Source organism: Streptomyces barringtoniae, from assembly GCF_020819595.1.
Classification (GTDB): Bacteria; Actinomycetota; Actinomycetes; order Streptomycetales; family Streptomycetaceae; genus Streptomyces; species Streptomyces barringtoniae.
This window is the reverse complement of sequence record NZ_JAJHNP010000037.1, coordinates 11,978-25,798: the sequence shown is the minus strand read 5'-3', so window position 1 is coordinate 25,798 and position 13,821 is coordinate 11,978. Positions and strand designations below refer to the sequence as shown.

Below are 13,821 nucleotides of genomic sequence, written 5' to 3'. Positions count from 1 at the left end.
CGCCGCTCCCTTCCAGACTGCTAAAATAGAAGCTACTAACTTCGACATTAGCAGTAACTGAGGGGATGGTCGCCGTGGCGAGCCGGATCAGGCTGGAGGACCGGGAGTGCCCGCTGTCCACGACGGTGGAACACGTCGGCGAGTGGTGGACACTGCTGATCCTCCACGACGCCTTCGACGGCTACACCCGCTTCGACCAGTTCCAGGAGAGCCTGGGCATCTCCTCCAGCATGCTCACCACCCGGCTGAAGACCCTGGTCGCCGACGGTCTTCTGGAGCGCCGGCCCTACCAGACCAGCCCCGTCCGGCACGAGTACGTCCTGACCGAACTCGGGCGCTCCCTGCGCCCGGTGATCGTCGCCCTCGCCGCGTGGGGCAACTCCCGCCTCACGCCGACGAAGCGCAGCATGATCCTCGTCGACGCGCACACCGGCGAGGAAGTCGAGCCCGTCGTCGTCGACGCCAAAACCGGCCGCCGACTCGACGACAGCGCCGCCTACGTCTTCACCGCAGGCCCCGCAGCCAGCGACGCGATGCGCACCCGTTACGCGGCACGGCCGGCCATCCCCGCAGAAGAGGCGTAAGTCCGCCCGGAAGAGCCTCGTACAGCCTTGAGCAGGGCCGCGAGCACGGGCTGCACCTGACCGGCCTCGCGGCACCGGCTTGTCGCCGGCGTGATACCTGCCAACTCTCCCCAGTCGTTGAGAACTGGATCAAGTGAGGCGAGGAGCAACACCGGTCGTTTAGTTTCCAAGAATCCCCGGCGGGATCTAGGTCAGTTTCTGTCAGTTTCTGTCCTATATAGATGGGCTGGGCGCCGGTGCTGCCTCACGACCGCTCGGAGGTAGCCCGTCATAGCCCTCAGTCAGCGGAACCTGAGGTTGGAATAGGCTCACTCAGGGCTTGCCGGAACAGACTCCCCACCGGCGACCCAACAGCCTTCGGCGATCCCGTGGCGGACCGTCTCATGCGCCTACAAGCCGGCGCGGGCGGTGCCGTAGCGGTCGGTGACCTGCACGGTCGCGGAATCGGGCTCGCGCCCCGGCCGAAGGCTGTGTTCACGTCCGACGACTACTCGTCTGGGCGATCAAGTTCGGAACATCACTCCAAGCTGTCCAACATCTTTCGGCCGCGGCTCTGCCTGCCGTTCGGTTGGATGCCGAGGAGCCGCCAGCACCGTGCCGTGGCCTTCGCCCGCATCTGCTACGACCACCTCGGCGGCTCCTAGTCCGTGGCGATCACCGATGCGATGAACGAACAGGGCTTTTCGGAGCGGAAGTTCGGCCCGGCCCTTACTCCCTCGGGCGCCGCATGACTCACGGACACGGGTATCACCCAGGAAACGGCACCACAGGTACGCACGTGCCTGGACTGGACGGAGCGGCGCTTGCATCTGGCGGGCGCGGTCGCCGCGGCCGTATTCCACCATGCAGTTCAGGAGTAAAGCTTCCGTGGTCGCAGACCTTAGGCTTGGCCGGTTCCGAGGGCGTTGCGCAGGAACAGGGTGGCCTGGTCGATGGCTCCGCGGGCGGCTTTGGACTGGCTGAGGGAGTTGAGCAACATGAAGTCGTGGACCGTGCCGTCGTAGCGCACGGTGGTCACCGGCACGCCGGCTGCTCGGAGCTTGGCGGCGTACGCCTCACCTTCGTCGCGCAGCACGTCGGCCTCGTCGACGATCAGCAGGGCGGGCGGCAGGCCGGTGAGCTGCTCGGTGGTGGCGTGGTTGGGAGACGCGGTGATTTCCGCGCGCTGGTTCGGGTCGGTCGTGTAGGCGTCCCAGAACCACTCCATCAGCTTGCGGCTCAGGTAGTAGCCGGTGGCGAACTGGTCGTAGGAACCAGTGTTCATGGCTGCGTCCGTGACCGGGTAGTACATGGACTGCTGTACGAACTTGACGTCGCCGCGTTCCTTGGCCATGAGGGCGAGTGCAGCGGTCATGTTCCCGCCGACCGATTCCCCGGCCACCGCCATGCGCTGTGCGTCCAGTCCCTTGGACGCTCCCTCGCGGATGATCCACTGCGCGGTGGCGTAGCCCTGCTCGATGGCCACGGGGTAGTGGGCCTCAGGTGACGGCGTGTACTCGACGAAGGCCACCGCCGCACGTGCGCCAACCGCCAACTCGCGCACCAGGCGGTCGTGGGTGCCGGCGTTGCCCAGTACCCAGCCACCGCCGTGCATGTACAACACGACGGGCAGCGTTCCGGTGGCGCCCTGCGGTTTGACGATGCGTACCCGTACGTCGCCCACGGTGGCCGGTACGGTGACCCACTCCTCGTCGACCGGCAGCTTGTCGACCGGTGCGGCCTGGAGGTCGTCGAGGACCTTGCGGGCTGCGGTCGGATCCAGCTCGTACAGGAACGGATGGTGCGAGGTCGCGTCGGCGAGCTCCTGTGCCTCGGGCTCAAGAACGATTGAGGCGGTCTGAGCAGCCATTGGGAATACTCCCTACCTTGTTCGCGTGGGGTCGGTCCCGGTCATTCGTAGGATCGCGGAGACCCCAGGGGTCTGGGTGTGGCTCAAAAAGCTCATGCCGAAGATCGTGGCTTTCAGTGATTGGCCGCCCTGACCCCGCGACGACACGGCCACTGATACGAAAATCCCCCGTCTGCCCAGGTCAGGAGCGTTCACGTGGCCTCCACCGGCTGGAGGTTGACCTGGTAGCCCAGGCGGTTGAGCTGGCTGACGAGGCGGCGGGTGGCGCGGGTCTTGCCGGTGCGTTCGAGGAAGTAGTCGCCGCCGAGGTCGGTGTACTCGATGTCGCGGGTGAACATGTGCCAGATCGAGACCAGGATGGAGTGCTGCAGGGCGACCAGGGCCCGTCGACGGCCGCGTCGTCCGACCAGGCGTCGGTAGCGGGCGGCGAGGTAGGTGTCCTTGGTGCGGCAGGCGGAGATCGCGGCTTGGCCGAGGACGCCCTTGAGCCACGGGTCGCCGGGGCGGGTGCGGCCCGACGGGTTCTTGCCCGCGGACTCGTAGTTGCCCGGACACACCCCTGCCCAGGAGGCGAGGTGGCCGGCTGAGGGGAAGCGGCTGATATCCGCGCCGATCTCGGCGAGGATCACCTCGGCGGTGTGCGCGCTCACCCCGGGGATGGTGGCCAGTAGCTCGACCTGCCGCTGGAAGGGCTGAATGTGTTCTTCGATGCGGGCGTTGAGGCGCTGTTCCATGGCGGTGGCCTCGTCGATCCGGTCCAGCATCGTCTGGGCCAGGAATGCATGGTGGTCGGTGAAGTAGCCGGTCAGCGCCTCGATCAGGACCTCACGCCGGGTCCGCAGGTTGGCCGCGGCCAGCTCGGCCAGCACCCGCGGATCGCGCTCGCCGTCGATCAGCGCCTTGAGCATCCGGCGCCCGGAGACGCCGAGGAAGTCGGAGACCACCGAGGTCAGTTTGATCCCGCAGTCCTCCAGCAGGTTCTGCAGGCGCTGGGCCTCCCGGGCCCGTTCGCGCACCACGTCGGTGCGGTATCGGGTCAGGTCCCGCAGCTGCCGGATCGGTCGCGGGGGCACGAACGAGGGACGGACCAGGCCGTGTTCGACCAGCTTGGCGATCCACTCCGAGTCCTTCACATCGGTCTTGCGGCCTGGAACTGCCTTCATGTGGCGGGCGTTGAGCAGCCAGCACTCCATGTCGTTCTCCAGCAGGTAGAACACCGGCTTCCAGTACGAGCCGGTGGCCTCCATCCCCACCACCGTGACGCCCTCGGCGAGCAGCCAGTCCCGCATCGCCAGCAGCCCCGACGTCATGGCCGGGAAGGTCCTCACCTCCCCGCGGCGCCTGGTCCCCTTCCCGCGTCCCGGGACCCGGATACACACCTTCACGTCCGCCTTGCTGATATCGATCCCGGCGCAGCGTTCATAGACCACGTCCACCGCCGGCCCTCCCCTTCATGTGTCCCAACGGGGCACGACCGTCCGGCGGGGTCCCAGGAGGCGAAAGAGTCTGATACGCGTGCTCGAAGCAACACTTCCGAGCGCCTGACGAGCGGGACCCCGGCGTCCTGCTGATTGACGGGCTCGGACACGCCAAGTGGCCACGACGTCAGCCGGACAGCCGCACCCGATTTTCCCGCCCTCGGGGCGACGCCGACAGGCGTCCGGCTTGCTGATTGGGATGCGCGAGCAGTCGCTTCGTAGGGACACGTCGGCGTGGTCGTCTGCGGGAACACAATCGACGCGAGCTGCGAGGAGGCCCAGGTTGGCTGAGTTGTGGGCGGGGACGGACGCGGGGAAGGCCGAGCACCATTGCACGGTCATCGACATGAGCGGGGCGAAGCTGCTGTCGCGGCGGGTGCCCAACAACGAGCCCGAGCTGCTGGAACTCCTCGGCGACGTGCTTGCGCTCGCGGACGGTGCCCCTGTGACGTGGGCGGTGGACCTGAACGCCGGCGGGGCCGCGCTGTGGATCGCCCTGCTGACGGCGCACGGCCAGCAGGTCATCTACATTCCCGGCCGGACCGTGCACCATGCGTCGAGTTCCTACCGCGGAGATGGCAAGACGGACGCGAAGGACGCCTTCGTCATCGCTGACCAGGCGCGCATGCGCCGTGACCTGCAGCCCCTGCAGGAATGGGACGAGATCGCGGTCGACCTGCGGATCCTCACCGCCCGCCGCTACGACCTGTCCGCAGACCGCACCCGCGCCATCAACCGGCTTCGCGCCCAGCTGCTGGAGTACTTTCCGGCTCTTGAGCGTGCCTTCGACTACAACACCTCCAAAGCCGCGCTCGTCCTCCTGGCCGGCTACCAAACCCCTGCCGGCCTACGGCGCATGGGCCAGTCACGGCTCACCGCCTGGTTGGCCAACCGCAAGGTCCGCAACGCGTCCGCCGTCGCGGCCGCAGCGATCGAAGCCGCGAACCTGCAACACACGCAGATCCCCGGTGAGAAGACAGCCGCGGTCGTGGCATGCACGCTGGCCCGAGCGGTCGCCGAGCTGGACCAGGAGATCGCCCGCATCGATGCGCAGATCGAGGCCCGGTTCCGCAAGCACCGGCACGCTGAGGTGATCACGAGCATGCCCGGCATCGGCAGCCTGCTCGGCGCCGAGTTGGTCGCCTGCACCGGTGGTGACATCGCCTGCTTCGGCAGCGCAGGGCGCCTGGCCGGCGTTGCCGGCCTGGCCCCGGTCCCGAAGGACTCCGGCAAGATCAGCGGCAACATGCGCCGCCCCCGCCGCTACCACCGTCGGCTCCTACGTGTCTTCTACCTGTCCGCCCAAGTCGCCGCACGCTGCTGCCCCACCTCACAGGCCTTCTACCAGCGCAAACGCGATGAAGGGAAGACACACAAGCAGGCCGTGCTCGCACTCGCCCGGCGGCGCCTCGACGTGCTGTGGGCGCTTATACGCGACCAACGCACCTTCACCGTCAAGCCACCTCGGCCCGACCACGCAGCGGCATAGCCAACTCACCAGGCGTCACATCAGGCTTGACAAACCACATTGGGAATCATTGATGAGAATCACCGTGCGTGCTGCCCCGGCCCTCACTCGCCCGCCGGGGAAGATCCTCGTGCTCGCGGCTGGTGAACAGCTCCAGCAGGGCCCTGACGGGCATGTGGGCCTCCGCCGGATGACGCAGCCTCCCGTCCAGATGGAGGGTGTAGCGCGTGCGCCGTCCGTCTCACTCCCGGCTGAGGTAACCGGCCTGTTCGAGGTCGCCGACGATGCTCTAGGCGGTGCGTTCGGTGATGTGGCAGGCCGCGGCGATGTCACGGATACGCGTGGTGGGATCGTGCGCGATGGCCAGCAGCACACGCGCATGGTTGGTGAGGAAGTCCCATCCTCCGGCCTGCCGGTCCACGATAAGCCTTGCCCCTTCGACGCTGCCGTGCCGGGAAGACCGGCTGGAAACTCCGGAAACCCGCTGCATCCATTGTCTGCGGGGAAGCAGATCGCCCCTGCGCTAACCGACCGTGATCAATATCAGCGCCAACCACGGTTCCATTGGCCAGCCCCGGGGGCCGATGACCAGCGTTTCGGCGACACTCCCGCAGCGTGAGCTGGCCGGGCGGCGGTCCTGGCAGGACGCATAGTGGAGCGAAGCGTGGAGCGGTGGCGGCCGCAAGGACCGCGATGGGAGCGCGTGTGACGACACCCCAGATCGACTACCAGGCACTGTTCGCCGCGACCCCGAGTCCGTACGTGGTGCTGGCCCCCGACCTGGTGATCGCCGATGTCAACCAGGCGTATCTGGCGGCGACCGGCCGGGCGCGGGAGGAGCTGCTCGGGCGGTACTTCTTCGACGCCTTCCCCGAGAACCCCGCCGACCCCGACGCTGAGGGGGTACGGAATCTGAGCGCCTCCTTCCACCGGGTCCTGCACACCCGGGAGCCGGACTCCCTGGCGGTGCAGAAGTACGACATCCCCGTGCCGGGCCGGCCGGGTGGGTTCGAGGAGCGGTGGTGGTCGCCCATCAGCACCCCCGTGCTCGGCCCGGACGGGCAGGTGGCGTGGATCATCCACCGCGTGGAAGATGTCACCGAGTTCGTGCTCTCCCACCCCGCCCGCCCAAAGACGGCAGGGGCCCTGAGCGAGCGGGAGGCGATGGAGGCCGAGCTGTACGGGCGGGCCCGCGACCTGCAGCGGCTGAACGAGGAACTGCGCCAGGCCCACGCCCGGGAGCGCCAGGTCGCCGTCACTCTTCAGGAGGCCATGCTCCAGTCGCCGGACCTGGCCCGGCACCAGGACATCGCGGTGCGCTACCTGCCCGCCGCCGGGTCGCTGAACATCTGCGGTGACTGGTACGACGTGGTGGACCTGCCCGATGACGGGTTGTTCGCCGTCGCGGTCGGCGACGTCGTCGGCCACGGCCTGGACGCCGCCGCCGTCATGGGCATGCTCCGCAGCGCGCTGTCCGCCGCCATCCGGGCGCTTCGTGAGCCCGCCCCGGCGATGGGAGTCCTGGGCCTGTACGCGCGCTCGGTGCCTGGAGCACTGGCCACCACCGCGGTCAAAGCCGTCATCAACACCCACCGCCGACACATCACCTACAGCAATGCCGGCCACCCCCCACCGGTCCTCGTCCACACCGACGGCACCTTCGACCTTCTCGACCAGGCCACCGATCCACCGCTGGGGGTCCGCCCCACCCACGTTCCCCGCCCCCAGGCGGCCATGCCCTACACCCCCGGCGACACCCTCGTGCTCTACACCGACGGGCTCATCGAACGCCGCGGCGAGGACATCGACGCTGGCCTTGACCGGCTCACCGACGCCCTCACCCGCCATGCCCGCCTCGGCCCCGAACGCCTGGCCGACGCTCTGCTCGCCCGCCTCGGCGTGGCCAGCGGCGGGCGCGACGACATCGCCTTGATCGTAGTCCGTCTGTAGAGCCCTGGTGGGACGGCCTACGCCGTCCCACCAGGGGGGCCGGCCCGGCGGGCATTTCATCCGGGTACTCGCCCGTGACGAGGTAGACGACGCGCTGAGCTACCGCTACCGCGTGGTCGGGGTCTGTCCAGCCAATGACCGTACAGACCCGGCCGACGCTGCCCGCGCCCGCTTCGGACCGGGCGCCGTCTTCCCGGCATCCCTGGCACCATCGCCCTGAACCGCCCCAACGCCCGGCTGCGCACCACTTCCCCTCATCCCGGGCAAGCCCCACCCCTACGATGCGGTCGTGCGGAACACCAAAGCGTTCAAAGAAGCCGTCGCGCAGACCCTCACCGAACTGGCCGGCCGAGATGTGACCCTCACGCCGGCCACGGTGGAGGACACCATCGAACAGAACGTCCAGGCGGTGGCCAACCAGCTCCGCATCCACGTGCGATCAGCCTGGAGGTACTTCGACGCCTCCGCACTCGCCGACAGCCTCACCCAGAGCGTGCGGGAATTGAAGACGGGGCCGACGAAGAGGTCGGGCAAGCTCCCCTGCCACCCCAGGGCAACCCCGAGCCGGCCCTGATCCTGGCGGGCGTGCCGGACGCCCTGGCCCAAACCGGCGGCGACCTGTACGCCGTCATCATCAACGTTGCTGTCAACGCATGGATGGCCGGCCACATCCACGGAGAGGACGGTTGCGAGGGATGCCACGGCAGCCGCGGCCCCACCGGCCACGACTGGGAGGCCCGCATGCGCACCCTCACACAGATGCAGCCCGACATCACCAAGTGGTTTGACCGAGACGTGTGGACCAGCGCCTTTAACAGCACCGGCTTCACCGTCACCCGCCACTGACCGACCTGGTCGGCGGTCCCTGGCCACGGCTGCCGGGACAGGCTTGCCCACCCCCGAGCGGCAGAGCTTGCCCCGGCTCAGGGGGCGGCTTGCCCACCGAGTGATCCGCCCTCAGTCGGCGGCCGGTGGCGGCGGCATCCCAAACGTCGCTGGCGTGACGACGCTGCCGACACGGACCTGCCGGCCGCCGTCCTCGGCGGGCGGGTACACGACGACAGTCGGCGTGTCGACCATGTACTCAGGGGGCGGCGTGGACCTCGAGGGCGCATGCGGGACGGCAGAGGCATTCGTACGCTGGTGATGCTCGGGGCTACCGCGGAGGTCACCCATGCCCCGAACCATCTGGAGCGGTGCGATCAGCTTCGGCCTGGTCAGCGTACCGATCAACGTGGTTGGCGCGACCGAGGACCACAGCATCAGGTTCCACCAATACCACCTCGAGGACATGGGCCACGTGCGCTACCGCAAGGCATGCGAGCTGGAGGACCGCGAGGTCGACCAGTCCGAGATCGGCAAGGGCTACGAGCTGTCGAAGACCCAGGTCATCCCCATCACCGACGAGGAACTCAGCAACCTCCCGCTGCCGACAGCGAAAGCGATCGAGATCGACGCCTTCGTGCCCCTGGATTCCATCGACCCGCTGAAGATCGCCGAGGGCTACTACCTCCAGCCGTCCAGCCCGGTCGCGGCCAAGCCGTACAAGCTCCTCGTCCAGGCCCTCGGCCGCTCCTCGAAGGTAGCCGTCGCGAAGTACGCCTGGTCCGGCCGGGGGAGACTCGGCCTGCTCCGGATCCGCGACGACGTCCTGGTCCTCCACGCCATGCGCTGGCCGGACGAGATCCGCGACCCTACCGAGCTGCTGCCCCCGCCGGTCGAGGTGTCCGAGCAGGAGATCGAGGGCGCGCTCGCCCTCATGGACACCATGACGGTGGACGAGCTGGTGGGCCCCGACTTCGAGGACCGGTACACCGAGGCCATGGCCCAGATCATCGAGGCGAAGCGCGGGGAGAAGCCACTGCCAGAGGCGCCCGCGCCACTCGTTCGTCTTCTCGCCCGCGGTGGTGCCTTCTCCGTTCACATTCAGCACCGGGTTCGGCGGTCCTGGGGTCGGAAGCCGTACAGGGTGCGGTCGGCCTGGCCGAGACAGCCGTGCGGGGGGACGGTGTGCCCGTGGAGGTGTTCTTGTTGCGCCGGTACTCGAACTCGCTGGTCCTCGACAAGAAGGTTCCCGCTCTGCTGGCCACGTTGGGCTGCACGCTGGCCGAGATCTGCGGCATCGGCGCGGTCACCGTGATGGAGTTGTTAGCCGGGTGTCGGCCCGGTGCGTCGGGAGCGAACAGCGTGACGCGCAAGGTGCCAGGCCGCGTGGACCGTATCGGGTACGAGGACCACGGGATCGAAGGCATCGAGTACGTCGAGTCGTTGAAGCCGCTGATCGCCGAACTGTCACCCCGGGACGGAAGATCCTGTCCCTGCGCTTCGTCGCGGGCCTGACCCAGTCGGAGATCGGTGACGAACTCGGCATCTCCCAGATACATGTCTCGCGGCTGCTGTCGCGGACGCTGGTGCGGCTGCGCAAGGGGCTGACCGTCGAGGAGTGACGGCGCGCTGGCGACTGGAGGAGTGGCGGGAGGGTAGGCCCTCCGTCGACTCACGCGGCACGGCCCGGCGGAACACGCCGGGCCGCTTCGCCGTTCAGAGGTGCTTCGCCGCGCGGGGGTGCCTCGTAGTACAGGCACTCCGCCGCGCGGAACACCTCGCCGTACGCGGCACTCGGCCGTGCCGCTGCTCGAACTGGTCAGACGGGACGTTGCGCGAACTGTTATCCGGTTACCCTCGGTAACACCTTTTCCGAAGGGCGCCCCTCCAAGCGAGGTGGCGCGGCCGGGCCCTCGATGCCCAGCGGCGCGCTCACGGTGCCGTCACCTTGGCCACCCCGACCATCGCGTCCCGCGTCACCAGGGCGACGAGTTCCTCCTCGGACAGGTGCTCGGTGCCGGCCGGACGCTCGGGCAGGACCAGCCAGCGCACCTCGCTGGTGGAGTCGCGGACGGTGATGCGCACGTCGTCGTCGGGTTCGAGTCCCATCGCGGACAGCACCGTGCGCGGTTCCCTGACCACGCGTGCACGGTACACGGGGTCCTTGTACCAGCTCGGCGACAGACCGAGCACCGGCCAGGGGTAGCACGAGCACAGCGTGCACACCACCACGTTGTGGGTGGTCGGGGTGTTCTCGACCACGACGATGTGCTCGCCCTGCTGCCCCGAGAAGCCCAGTTCCCTGATGGCGGCGGTGCCGTCCTGGAGCAGGCGCCGCCGGTAGCCGGGGTCGGTCCACGCCTTGGCGACGACCTTGGCCCCGTTGAGAGGGCCCACGTTGGTCTCGTACTGGGTGATGATCTCGTTCATCACCTTCGGGTCGATCAGGCCCCGCTCGGTGAGCAGCTGCTCGAGCGCCTCGGTGCGCAGCGCCACGGAAGGGGTGTCGCCCGGGCCGCCGGTGGTGGTCATGCCGTGGTCTCCAGGTAGCTCTCGTACATTTCCACGGTGAGGGCGAAGGGTTCGGCGTCGGGGCCCCACACTCCGCGTGAGTCGAACCGCACCGTGTAGACGTGCTGCGGGTTCTCGCCCAGGAAGTGCGCGTTGGTGTCCGGCAGCACATGGGCGGGCTGGACGATGTCGACGACTCCGGTGTGTCCCCGGATGTAGCCCGGCAGCCGGGTCCGGGTGTGTCCGGGTACCGACATGCTCTTGGCGCGTACGCGCTCGCCGACGCCGAAGGCCGCAGCGGCGTCCACCGGGCGCAGCGACCTCTCGGAGGTGGGTGCGTAGTGAGGTCTGGCGGGTTCGGTGATCGGCGGCTCCGCCACGTGTTCGCCGCGCAGGTTGCGGGCGCGGGCCTCGATCGCGCCCGGCGCCAGGACGGAGCGTTCCGTGAGCATCAGCTCACCGGCGTTGAGTCAGCGCCCGAAATAGCCGTCGTCCAGGTAGGCGGCCCGGTCCAGGCGCTCCAGCGCGTGCCGGAAGGCGTCCGTGTTGATGCCGCCGGAGGCGATACGGCTGGAGAGGATGGCCAACGCGAACGCCTTGCGCTGCCAGCCCTCCGCGAAGACCGGCTCGTCGCGTTGCGGCGGATGCAAGGGGCCCCAGCCCAGGGTGCCTCCCATGTCGGCAATACCATCCATGAGGCAGCCTCTCATGCGTCCGCAATGACGGACATGGCTACCCGAATTGTATGGTCCGAGGCCTCAGGCGTCACGCCGCACAAGCCGTGCCCGCCGCGGTACAGGCTGTCCGGGCGCCGCGGCCGGCATCACCCGGGACAGGTGCGCGCCACAACGCTCGGAGTCGTCATGAGGCCGTGCGCGCCGCGGGGGCGGATTCCCTCCGGGATCGGCCGCGCGGCGTGGCGTCGGCGAGGGTGCCCAGCAGGACGAGGGCGTCGGCGCTCGGGGTGCCGGGTTCGGCGGAGTAGACCAGCAGCCGCTGGCCGGGAGCGCCGGCCACGGTGAACGACTCGTAGTGCAGGTACATCTCGCCGACTTGCGGGTGCCACAGCGGTTTGTCGTCGCTGGTGCAGGGTCGTACGTCGTACCGGGCCCACAGCTCGGCGAAGGCCGGGCTGCGCAGGGAGAGTTCACCGATGACCTGGGCGATGCGCGGGTCGTCGGGGAACGGCGCGGACTGCGCGCGCAGATTGCTGACCATGCCGCGGGCAGCGCGCTCCCAGTCCCGGTAGAAGCGACGGCCGGCGGGATCCAGGAACAGCATGCGCAGTTGGTTGTCCATCGTGGCGAAACCGCTGAAGAGCTGCCGCCCGGCCGGGTTGGCGGCCAGGATGTCCAGCGCGGGCCCGACGACGCAGGCCGGCAGGTCCAGGAAGTGGTCCATGAGCCGCGACAGTTCGGGGCTGACGGTGGTCACCGGCGTGCCGGCGGTCGTCGGCGATGGCTGGACGAGCTGGAAGAGGTGCGCGGAGGCGGCGTCGTCGAGGCGCAGAGCGCGGGCCACGGCACCGAGTACCTGCTCCGAAGGATGCCGTTCGCGGCCCTGTTCCAGGCGTGTGTAGTAGTCGGTGCTGACTCCGGCGAGCAGCGCCACCTCCTCCCGGCGCAGGCCCTTGACCCGGCGGGAGGTGTGCGACGGCAGGCCCGCCTCCTCGGGTGCGACCAGATCGCGGCGGGCGCGCAGGAAGTCTCCGAGCTCGTTTGCCCTCGTCATACGGGTCACCGTACCGCCGGCCGGGCCGGCCGTCCTGGGTGTGTTGCACCCTGGCTGAGAGGGGGTGGAGCACACCCTTCTTCGCCGCTTCCCGCCTTCCTAGCGTTGCTTCCGAAACTTCGTATGGAAGGCGAGAACGCATGCGTCAACTGGTGAGTGCGCCCGAACCGGCCGCACCGCAGCGGATGAATCCGGCACTGACCCGGGTCCTGGCGGTGGCCTGCGGCCTGACCGTGGCCAATCTGTACTACGCGCAGCCGCTGCTCGAACTCATCGCCCGCTCCTTCGGAGTCGGCCAGGGCGCGGCCACGCTGGTGGTGACCCTGACCCAGGCGGGTTATGCCCTGGGGCTGCTGTTCCTGCTGCCGCTCGGCGACCTGGTCGAGAACCGCCGGCTGGCGACGCGGACGCTGCTCGTGACCGCGACGGCGCTGCTGCTTGCCGTGGCGAGCCCGGTGTTCGGAATGCTCCTGGCCGTCTCGGTGCTGGTGGGGACCACCTCCGTGGTCGCGCAGGTCCTGGTGCCGCTGGCGGCCCACCTGGCCCCGGCCGACCAGCGCGGCAAGGTCGTCGGGCAGGTCATGAGCGGTCTGCTGACCGGCATCCTGCTCGCGCGGACGGTGGCGAGCCTGGTCGCCGACCTGCTGGGCTGGCGGGCGGTCTACGTGATCTCCGCAGTCCTCATGGCGGCCCTCGCCGTCGTCCTGCGCCGGATGCTGCCCCGGCGCGCACCTGACCACACGGCCAGCTACCCCGCGCTCCTGGCGAGTCTGGGCGAGCTGGTGCGGCGCGAGCCCGTCCTGCGCCGCCGGGCGCTGTGCCAGGCGAGCATGTTCGGGGCGTTCACCGCGTTCTGGACGGCCATTGCCTACGAGCTGATCGACGAACACCACTTCGGCCAGGTCCAGGTTGCTCTCTTCGCACTGGTCGGCGCCGCCGGGGCGGCCGCGGCGCCGATAGCCGGCCGGATCGCGGACCGTGGTCACGGACGCGGTGCCAGCGGCGCGGCGCTGCTGCTCGCCTCGTCGGCGTTCGTGGTCGCCGCCCTGGGGCACGGCAGTGTGCCACTGCTGGTCCTGGCCGCGCTGCTGCTGGACTTCGCCGTGCAGTGCCACCAGGTGCTGAGCCAGCACGAGATCTACGCCCTGCGCGGTGACGCCCGTGCCCGCGTCAACACCGTCTTCATGACCACGGTCTTCGTCGGCGGCGCCACCTGCTCCGCCGTGACCGGGGCACTGCACACCGCCTACGGCTGGACCGGCGTCTGTGCCGTCGGGACGGCGCTGCCCCTCGCCGGTCTGCTGATGTGGGCCCACGGCCAGTGGACGACGGCTCACGCGACGGCTCCCTCGGACGCCGTACGTCCCGCCGAGGCGGTGGACACCGTGGACGCCGCGTGAACCGAGCCGGTCGGCCCCCGACTGC

General features: G+C 69.1%; 14 protein-coding genes and 2 pseudogenes. 8 read left to right on the top strand and 8 right to left on the bottom strand.

All coding sequences use genetic code 11. The features are described 5' to 3' along the window. The first annotated feature begins 65 nt into the window (after positions 1 to 65). A complete protein-coding gene (locus tag LMU33_RS39420) occupies positions 66 to 584 on the top strand; it encodes a winged helix-turn-helix transcriptional regulator (protein WP_228626703.1) in 519 nt (172 codons plus the stop codon). Positions 585 to 1,464: 880 nt separating this feature from the next. Here LMU33_RS39420 and LMU33_RS39415 read toward each other — a convergent pair. Further along, positions 1,465 to 2,433, bottom strand: a complete 969-nt coding sequence (locus tag LMU33_RS39415) for an alpha/beta hydrolase (RefSeq protein WP_228626701.1) — start codon at positions 2,431 to 2,433, stop codon at positions 1,465 to 1,467. A 191-nt stretch (positions 2,434 to 2,624) separates the two neighbouring features. Continuing rightward, positions 2,625 to 3,869: an IS110 family RNA-guided transposase gene (locus tag LMU33_RS39410; protein ID WP_228626699.1), complete on the bottom strand. Its 1,245-nt coding sequence runs from the start codon at positions 3,867 to 3,869 to the stop codon at positions 2,625 to 2,627. Between the two features lie 325 nt (positions 3,870 to 4,194). Here LMU33_RS39410 and LMU33_RS39405 point away from each other — a divergent pair, with 325 nt between their 5' ends. After that, positions 4,195 to 5,400 carry an IS110 family RNA-guided transposase gene (locus LMU33_RS39405; RefSeq protein ID WP_228626697.1) on the top strand — a complete coding sequence of 402 codons (1,206 nt, stop codon included), beginning with the start codon at positions 4,195 to 4,197 and terminating at the stop codon, positions 5,398 to 5,400. A 268-nt stretch (positions 5,401 to 5,668) separates the two neighbouring features. Here LMU33_RS39405 and LMU33_RS42170 read toward each other — a convergent pair whose 3' ends face one another. Further along, complete coding sequence (locus tag LMU33_RS42170) at positions 5,669 to 5,800, bottom strand: hypothetical protein (protein ID WP_372478150.1); 132 nt, start codon at positions 5,798 to 5,800, stop codon at positions 5,669 to 5,671. 272 nt (positions 5,801 to 6,072) lie between these two features. On the opposite strand from LMU33_RS42170, the gene LMU33_RS39395 reads away from it, so the two are divergent. Further along, positions 6,073 to 7,329 carry a PP2C family protein-serine/threonine phosphatase gene (locus tag LMU33_RS39395; protein WP_228626695.1) on the top strand — a complete coding sequence of 419 codons (1,257 nt, stop codon included), beginning with the start codon at positions 6,073 to 6,075 and terminating at the stop codon, positions 7,327 to 7,329. Between the two features lie 25 nt (positions 7,330 to 7,354). On the opposite strand, the pseudogene LMU33_RS42165 reads toward LMU33_RS39395, so the two are convergent. After that, positions 7,355 to 7,447 (bottom strand): annotated as a pseudogene (locus LMU33_RS42165) (phosphate signaling complex protein PhoU); the annotation flags it as partial. Positions 7,448 to 7,618: 171 nt separating this feature from the next. On the opposite strand from LMU33_RS42165, the gene LMU33_RS39390 reads away from it, so the two are divergent. The 4 genes and pseudogenes from LMU33_RS39390 to LMU33_RS39375 form a co-directional block, all read left to right on the top strand. Continuing rightward, entirely contained in the window at positions 7,619 to 7,903 is a 285-nt protein-coding gene (locus tag LMU33_RS39390; protein WP_228626693.1) for a hypothetical protein, read from the top strand. 11 nt (positions 7,904 to 7,914) lie between these two features. Next, positions 7,915 to 8,175 carry a hypothetical protein gene (locus LMU33_RS39385; RefSeq protein WP_228626691.1) on the top strand — a complete coding sequence of 87 codons (261 nt, stop codon included), beginning with the start codon at positions 7,915 to 7,917 and terminating at the stop codon, positions 8,173 to 8,175. Between the two features lie 328 nt (positions 8,176 to 8,503). After that, entirely contained in the window at positions 8,504 to 9,469 is a 966-nt protein-coding gene (ku, locus tag LMU33_RS39380) for a non-homologous end joining protein Ku (protein ID WP_228626689.1), read from the top strand. 74 nt (positions 9,470 to 9,543) lie between these two features. After that, positions 9,544 to 9,776, top strand: a pseudogene (locus LMU33_RS39375) (sigma-70 family RNA polymerase sigma factor); the annotation flags it as partial. A gap of 310 nt (positions 9,777 to 10,086) precedes the next feature. Here LMU33_RS39375 and nthA read toward each other — a convergent pair. From nthA to LMU33_RS39360, 4 genes are all read right to left on the bottom strand, one after another. Further along, the gene (gene nthA, locus LMU33_RS39370) at positions 10,087 to 10,686 is read right to left on the bottom strand and encodes a nitrile hydratase subunit alpha (protein WP_228626687.1); all 600 of its coding nucleotides are present in this window, start codon (positions 10,684 to 10,686) and stop codon (positions 10,087 to 10,089) included. Next, a complete protein-coding gene (locus LMU33_RS42160) occupies positions 10,683 to 11,117 on the bottom strand; it encodes an SH3-like domain-containing protein (RefSeq protein ID WP_372478149.1) in 435 nt (144 codons plus the stop codon). The genes nthA and LMU33_RS42160 overlap by 4 nt, the downstream gene beginning before the upstream one ends. A gap of 18 nt (positions 11,118 to 11,135) precedes the next feature. Beyond that, the gene (locus LMU33_RS42155) at positions 11,136 to 11,360 is read right to left on the bottom strand and encodes a hypothetical protein (protein ID WP_372478148.1); all 225 of its coding nucleotides are present in this window, start codon (positions 11,358 to 11,360) and stop codon (positions 11,136 to 11,138) included. A 166-nt stretch (positions 11,361 to 11,526) separates the two neighbouring features. After that, positions 11,527 to 12,396: a helix-turn-helix transcriptional regulator gene (locus tag LMU33_RS39360; protein WP_228626685.1), complete on the bottom strand. Its 870-nt coding sequence runs from the start codon at positions 12,394 to 12,396 to the stop codon at positions 11,527 to 11,529. Between the two features lie 140 nt (positions 12,397 to 12,536). Between LMU33_RS39360 and LMU33_RS39355 the strand changes: the two genes are divergently transcribed. Continuing rightward, complete coding sequence (locus tag LMU33_RS39355; RefSeq protein WP_228626683.1) at positions 12,537 to 13,796, top strand: MFS transporter; 1,260 nt, start codon at positions 12,537 to 12,539, stop codon at positions 13,794 to 13,796. Positions 13,797 to 13,821 lie beyond the last annotated feature (25 nt).

Coding starts and splice junctions, on each gene's coding strand:
- LMU33_RS39420 (WP_228626703.1), top strand. CDS start 66: ATGGTCGCCGTGGCGAGCCGGATCAGGCTGGAGGACCGGGAGTGCCCG.
- LMU33_RS39415 (WP_228626701.1), bottom strand. CDS start 2,433: ATGGCTGCTCAGACCGCCTCAATCGTTCTTGAGCCCGAGGCACAGGAG.
- LMU33_RS39395 (WP_228626695.1), top strand. CDS start 6,073: ATGGGAGCGCGTGTGACGACACCCCAGATCGACTACCAGGCACTGTTC.
- ku (WP_228626689.1), top strand. CDS start 8,504: ATGCCCCGAACCATCTGGAGCGGTGCGATCAGCTTCGGCCTGGTCAGC.
- nthA (WP_228626687.1), bottom strand. CDS start 10,686: ATGACCACCACCGGCGGCCCGGGCGACACCCCTTCCGTGGCGCTGCGC.
- LMU33_RS42160 (WP_372478149.1), bottom strand. CDS start 11,117: ATGCTCACGGAACGCTCCGTCCTGGCGCCGGGCGCGATCGAGGCCCGC.
- LMU33_RS42155 (WP_372478148.1), bottom strand. CDS start 11,360: ATGGATGGTATTGCCGACATGGGAGGCACCCTGGGCTGGGGCCCCTTG.
- LMU33_RS39360 (WP_228626685.1), bottom strand. CDS start 12,396: ATGACGAGGGCAAACGAGCTCGGAGACTTCCTGCGCGCCCGCCGCGAT.
- LMU33_RS39355 (WP_228626683.1), top strand. CDS start 12,537: ATGCGTCAACTGGTGAGTGCGCCCGAACCGGCCGCACCGCAGCGGATG.